At 71.8% G+C, this 5,764-nt stretch carries 5 protein-coding genes; all 5 read right to left on the reverse strand.

Going from position 1 to position 5,764, the window contains the following annotated elements:
• Positions 1 to 529: 529 nt before the first annotated feature.
• The 5 genes from HG543_RS50755 to HG543_RS50775 all read right to left on the reverse strand — a co-directional run bounded on the left by HG543_RS50755 (position 530) and on the right by HG543_RS50775 (position 5,749).
• Positions 530 to 1,150 (reverse strand): hypothetical protein, encoded by a 621-nt coding sequence (locus HG543_RS50755; protein WP_169352196.1) that lies wholly within the window; start codon positions 1,148 to 1,150, stop codon positions 530 to 532.
• Between the two features lie 247 nt (positions 1,151 to 1,397).
• Positions 1,398 to 2,201 (reverse strand): ABC transporter permease, encoded by an 804-nt coding sequence (locus tag HG543_RS50760; RefSeq protein ID WP_169352197.1) that lies wholly within the window; start codon positions 2,199 to 2,201, stop codon positions 1,398 to 1,400.
• A 3-nt stretch (positions 2,202 to 2,204) separates the two neighbouring features.
• On the reverse strand, positions 2,205 to 2,993 hold the full coding sequence (locus HG543_RS50765; protein WP_169352198.1) for an ABC transporter ATP-binding protein: 789 nt from the start codon (positions 2,991 to 2,993) through the stop codon (positions 2,205 to 2,207).
• Between the two features lie 313 nt (positions 2,994 to 3,306).
• Positions 3,307 to 4,344: an alpha-hydroxy acid oxidase gene (locus tag HG543_RS50770; RefSeq protein ID WP_169352199.1), complete on the reverse strand. Its 1,038-nt coding sequence runs from the start codon at positions 4,342 to 4,344 to the stop codon at positions 3,307 to 3,309.
• A 91-nt stretch (positions 4,345 to 4,435) separates the two neighbouring features.
• Positions 4,436 to 5,749, reverse strand: a complete 1,314-nt coding sequence (locus HG543_RS50775; RefSeq protein WP_169352200.1) for a TetR/AcrR family transcriptional regulator — start codon at positions 5,747 to 5,749, stop codon at positions 4,436 to 4,438.
• Positions 5,750 to 5,764: the final 15 nt, after the last annotated feature.

Raw genomic sequence — 5,764 nt, forward strand, 5'->3', positions numbered from 1 at the left:
GCGGGGCATTGACCTCTGCGCGCCGCGTCCGGCGTGGAGCCTGGAACGGGGGCCGGACTCTCAGCAGTGTTGCAGCCGGCGTGGAGCGAGGAAGGGGGGCCGGACTCTCAGCAGCGTTGCAGCCGGCGTGGAGCCAGGAAGGAACGCCGGCCACCCCGCGAGCCGCGTCCAGAGCGAGGAGGCCAGGGGGCGGCGCTCCCACGGAGGCGCACCGCGTCCGGCTCGGAGCCGGAAGGAGCACCGACCTCGGAGCTCCGCGATTGCCGGGACGGCAGCCGCCAGGGAGTCCTGGGCCCGCGACGCCCCACACGCGACGGTCCGCGTCGGCGACGCGGAGGACTCGCGCCACACGGCCACGGCCGCCGTGAGCAGCAGGGCCCACCCGCACGCGGCGCTCGCCTCGCGCCACGGGACGGACCCGAGCGGACACCCGCGCACGGGCGTCCGCGACCTACGCGCCAGCGTTCACGGGGAACGCTGGCGCTGGGGCCTCCCTGGCTCGCACCGGACAGGGAAGCCCCGAGGGGCATCAGCCGATGTCGGGGTCGCAGAGGCCCTCGGACGAGCAGACCAGTCCGCTGCAGCAGACCACGCCGTCGCCGCAGGCCTCGCCCACCGGCGCGCACTCACCCGTGCCCGTGCCCGCGTCCACCTCGCCACCGCCGGTGCCCGCGTCCACCTCACCGCCGGTGCCCGCGTCCACTTCACCGCCGGTGCCCGCGTCCACCTCACCGCCCGGACCCGCGTCGATGCCACCGCCGGTGCCCGCGTCCACCTCGCCGCCGGTGCCGCAGGCGCCCAGGGTGTCGCCGTGCTTCAGGTGCGCCTTCACGGCCGGAAGGCCCACGGTGATGGTGTGCGCGTTGGCCGGGTTGCCAGGGGGGATGTGGCAGAGGGTCTGCTTGGTGGGGTCGACCTCGCCGCCGCCATTGCCGCTGCCGTCCTCGCCGGAGGTCGGGTCCTGGCCGTCCTCGCCCTGCCCGTCATCGCCCTGCTCGGGAGAGGTGGGCATGTGACGCAGCTTGTCGCTGCTCTGCGGGTCGGCCGGGGCCTGCTCGTTGCCGTTGGGCTGGCCGCCGCAGCCGCCCGCGAGCAGCGAGCACAGGGCCACCAGCACAGCGGACGAGGAAACAATCTTGAGGGGTCGCATGGCGTTCTCCAAAGACAGGTGTCGGGTGTCGCACCGGCGCCCGGGGCTCCCTGCCGCCATCCGCGCCATCCGAGACGTCACGTCCGGATGCCCCGCGAGGCAGCGGTGTGAGCGTCGCGTCTGGAGCCGCATGCGCGGTCAATCCAGGTGCCCGCCCCCCGCCGGTCAATCACTACACAAAAAGACCCCGTCCACCCTCCGGCGGCCACGCGCCTGTCGAAGACAGAGTCGCTGTAAAAATGAACCTTTAGCTCACGCTCTCGGCGCTATAGCGGGCGATGAGGCCGGTGCGGACGGCGTGTCGGTGGACGCGCGAGAAGAACGCACTCGCGAGCAGCACCTGCACCACGGCCAGGCCTCCGCCCCACAGCAGCGAGGTGCCGGAGAAGGAGCCCCCGGCGACGAGCGTGCGCATGCCCTCGAAGACGTACGAGGGCGGCAGGAGCCAGGACACGGCCTGCATCCACCCGGGCAGCGTGGACAGCGGGTAGAAGACGCCAGCGAAGGGCGAGATGAGCGCGGGGATGGGCCAGACGAACCACTCCGACGCCGGCCCGAGCCGCAGCACCAGCGCGCAGCCGAAGATGCCGATGGCCACGCCGAACAGGAAGAGCACGGCGAGGAAGGGGATGAACATCGCCCCGTAGGCGGCGAAGGACAGGCCGAAGACGGCGGTGGCCAGCACCCACATCACCAAGAGGCCCACCGCGCTGGTGGCGATGGTGGAGAGCACGAGTCCACCGACGTACTCGGAGATGGACAGGGGCGTGGCGAAGACGTTGAGGAAGTTGCGGGACCAGACGTCTTCGAAGAACACCATCGTCACGCCCTGCATGACGCGCGTGAAGAAGTCCCAGAGGAGCACGGCGCCCAGCAGCGTGTGGACGAAGTCGAGGCCGGGCGTGGCGACGCTGTTGAGGTAGCGGCTCATGAAGCCCCACAGCACCATGTCGATGGCCACCCACGCGAAGAGCGGCAGGAAGCGCGCCACGCTTCCCCGCAGCAGGTAGAAGTGGCGGAGCGCGACGGCGGCGGCGCGGCGCGGGCGCATGGCTCAGGCCCTCTCCAGCGCGAGCGGCTCGCGCGCCACGGCGATGAAGAGCTCCTCCAGGGACGCCTTGCCATGCTCGCCCGGGAGCGTGCGCGGGTCTCCCTCGAGGAGCACCTTCCCGTGCGACATGAAGAGGACGCGGTGGCAGACGTCCTCCACCTCGTACATGTTGTGGGACGTCCACAGCACGCCGCCGGTGCCGCGCGAGGCGAAGTCGCGGATGCGCTCGCGGATGTCGCGGGCGGTGGCGGGGTCCAGCGAGGCGGTGGGCTCGTCGAGCAGCAGCAGGTGCGGGCGGTTGAGCATGGCCTTGGCCAGGGCCACGCGCGTCTGCTCGCCGGAGGAGAGCACGCCGCAGCGGGTGTCGCGGAAGCGCACGAGGTCGAACTCCTCCAGCAATTCGGCGATGCGCGCGGACAGGGACTTCACGCCGTAGATGAGGCCGAAGACGCGCAGGTTCTGGGCCACGGTGAGGTTGCCCGGCAGCGGTGAGTAGACGGCGGCGAAGTTGGTGCGCTCGAGCGCCGCGGAGCGCTGGCGGGCGAGGTCCACGTCCTCGATGTGGATGGAGCCGGAGGTCGGCTCCAGCACGCCGAGCACCATGTTGATGGTGGTGGTCTTCCCCGCGCCGTTGGGGCCGAGCAGCCCGACGATTTCCCCCCGGCCCACGTCGAACGAGACACCGTCGACGGCGACGGTGCCGCCATAGGCCTTGCGGAGCGAGGAGACGGAGAGGACCTTCGACGTGGGCGGCACCCGCGTGGGCCCGGACGTCGTCACTGGTGTCACCATGAGGGGCGGCATTGTTCCCCAGCTCGCGGCGCCGTGCGTGGCAAAGGTGGGCCGTGGCGTGGCTTCCGTCGGCAACTGTGGAGTGGCGCAACAGGCCGGGACGAAGTGTGGCGGGTGCAGGTCACTGCACGTGGACCTGGAGCCAGCACCGAAGCCACCGCCGCGAGCTCCGCGCCACGAGCCAGCGCCAACGCCAGACACATCTGGCCATGCCACGGGGGCAGCGCCGATGCCAGACACATCCGCGCGCGCGTCACCGTCGTGCGGCCCACGCCACGAGGTCAACGTCAACGCCGACACATCCGCGCGCGCGTCACCGCCACAGCGTCCGCGCCACGAGGTCAGCGCCAACGGAGGACACGTCCGGAACGCCAGCGAGGGCGAGTGTCCGCGCCGTGTCCTCACGCAGCCCATCGAGCACGCGGCGCACGCCTTCCGCACCGCCCGTGGCGAGCCCCCACAGGACGGGCCGGCCCAGGAGCACTGCTCGGGCGCCCAGCGCGAGGGCGCGAAGCACGTCCCGCCCGGTGCGCACGCCACCGTCGACGAGCACCGGCACCCGGCCGTCCACGGCCTCCACGACCTCGGGCAGGGCCTCCGCGGTGGCCACCGCACCGTCGAGCTGGCGCCCACCGTGGTTGGAGACGATGAGCCCGGCGGCGCCATGGTGCAGACACGCGCGCGCGTCGTCGGCGCGCAGCACGCCCTTCACGAGCACGGGCAGGCCAGACAACTCGCGCAGCCAGTCGATATCGGCGAAGGTGACATCCGGGGCCTGCTCGGCGAGCTCGCGCCGGGTGAGGCCCTCGAGGTTGGCGAGGAAGTCCTCCTCGGGCAGGCCCAGGGCGGAGTCTCCCCTGTCCCGACGCTTGCGGCCCACCACGGGCGTGTCCCCGGTGAGCACCAGCGCCCGGGCTCCCGCCGCCACGGCGCGCCGCACGAGGGCGCGGGTGAGACCGCGGTCCTTGAAGACATAGACCTGGAGCCACCAGGGGCCGGCCTCCGCGGCCACATCCTCCACGCGGCGGGAGGCGCGCGAGGAGAGCACCAGCAGCGAGCCGGCCTCGCGAGTCCCTCGAGCCGTGGCCCGCTCCGCCTCCGGATGCGCGAGCGAGTGGAACGCGGTGGGAGCGACGAGCACGGGCGAGGCCAGCCGCGCGCCGAGCAACTCCGTGCCGGTGTTCACGGAGGACACGTCACGCAGCACGCGAGGACGCAGGCGCAGGCGGCCCCATGCGGCGGTGTTGTCGGCGAGCGTGGATTCCTCGCCGGAGCCACCGGCGTAGTAGTCGAACACCGCCTCGGGCAGCCGGGCGCGGGCTTCGGCCTCCAGCGCTTCATACGGGAGCATGGCCCTGCGGGCTATCACGGCGCGACGGCCCCATGAAGCTGGAGGAGCAATCGTCGCGCCGGGTAGGTCCGCGGCCTCATCGAGGACGGCGTCAGGAATCGCACGGAGCACGGCGCCGCCGGGAGAAGCGCTGACCAGGGCGGCGCACGGCGCAGGACGAACGAGCACGTCCTCGGGATGGCGGCAAGGTCCCGCCCCGGCAGGAGCTGTCAGGGAGGCTCAACACCCTCGTCCCGAGTTCCTCCGTCTCGGAGGAGTGGGCACCTGAAGCAACCGTGGACACGGTGTCAGACAGCGGCGTCCCCACGTCTCTGGCCCCGAAGCCTTGCATCGTCGCCGCGCCCGACAAAGGCATACGGGTGCCTCCAGCTCCGTCATCAGCGTTTGTCGCGACACCTGGAGGCGCTGTGCTGACACTTCCGACTCCGAAGTTCTCCCTCGTCACACCCAGGTCTCCTGGCGTCGCGGCACCTGGATGCGCCGCGCTGGCACATCCGGCACCGGAGTCCTCCATCGTTGCTCGGGCCCCGCCGTCCTTCTCAGCTGCTGCGCTTGGAGACGATGCGCTGACACCTCCCACGCCAGGATTTCTCAGCGTCGCGGCGCGTGGAGGCGCTGCGGCGATGTCGCCAAACCCCGAGTCTTCCGTTGCGCCCGCCTCCAGAGGAGACCTGCCAGCGCCGTCCATCCCGGAGCCATCCATCGCCGCATCCGAAGGAAACCTGCCAGTGCCTCCCATTTCGGAGTCTTCTGTCGCGCCATCCGGCGGAGGTGCGCCGCTGCCGCGAGGGCCCGCCGCCTCCTCCGCCGCCAGCGCCTTCCAGAGCACCCGCCCCATGGGCCGGACGTTCTCCAGCGCGTCCTGCTCGTCTCCCCGTGCCACTGCCCGCACCAGCTCCGCCAGCGCTCCCCAGATGAGCCCCTCGCCCACCTGCACGCTTCCAGGCGCCAGCGCCCCCTCGCGCTCACCGTGTGCCAGCACCTCCCTCACCAACTCCCGCGCCTGGGCACCCAGGGCCTCCGGCTCCAGCGAGTCGGGATGCCAGTGCATGAAGGTGAAGTGGAACAGCTCCGGCTTCCTCGTCGCGCACCACGCCAGGTCCTCCCAGAAGCTGTCGAAGACCTCGCGAAAGCCGCGCTCCGGCCGCTCCGGCGCCAGCTCGAAGTCCACGCGTGCGATGCGGCAGAGTTCGGTCTCGGCCCACTGGCGCACCTGCCTGGCGAAGCCGGCCTTGCTGCCATAGCGCCGATAGAAGCTGCCCACCGACATGCCCCCCGCCCTCGCCAGCTCCTCGGCACGCACGTGGCCGTAGCCGCGCCCGGCCAGCGCCGCCGCCGACTCGCGGAGCGTCACCTCGCCCAGGTTCTCCCAATCCCACCTCCCCATCGAGGTCCACATCCCCATCCCTGTCTCTTATAC

Source organism: Pyxidicoccus fallax (genome assembly GCF_012933655.1).
Classification (GTDB): domain Bacteria; phylum Myxococcota; class Myxococcia; order Myxococcales; family Myxococcaceae; genus Myxococcus; species Myxococcus fallax.

Bases quoted from the DNA above. Each gene is read 5' to 3' on its own strand.
- HG543_RS50775 (WP_169352200.1), bottom strand. From the start codon at position 5,749: ATGGGGATGTGGACCTCGATGGGGAGGTGGGATTGGGAGAACCTGGGC.
- HG543_RS50755 (WP_169352196.1), bottom strand. From the start codon at position 1,150: ATGCGACCCCTCAAGATTGTTTCCTCGTCCGCTGTGCTGGTGGCCCTG.
- HG543_RS50770 (WP_169352199.1), bottom strand. From the start codon at position 4,344: ATGCTCCCGTATGAAGCGCTGGAGGCCGAAGCCCGCGCCCGGCTGCCC.
- HG543_RS50760 (WP_169352197.1), bottom strand. From the start codon at position 2,201: ATGCGCCCGCGCCGCGCCGCCGCCGTCGCGCTCCGCCACTTCTACCTG.
- HG543_RS50765 (WP_169352198.1), bottom strand. From the start codon at position 2,993: ATGGTGACACCAGTGACGACGTCCGGGCCCACGCGGGTGCCGCCCACG.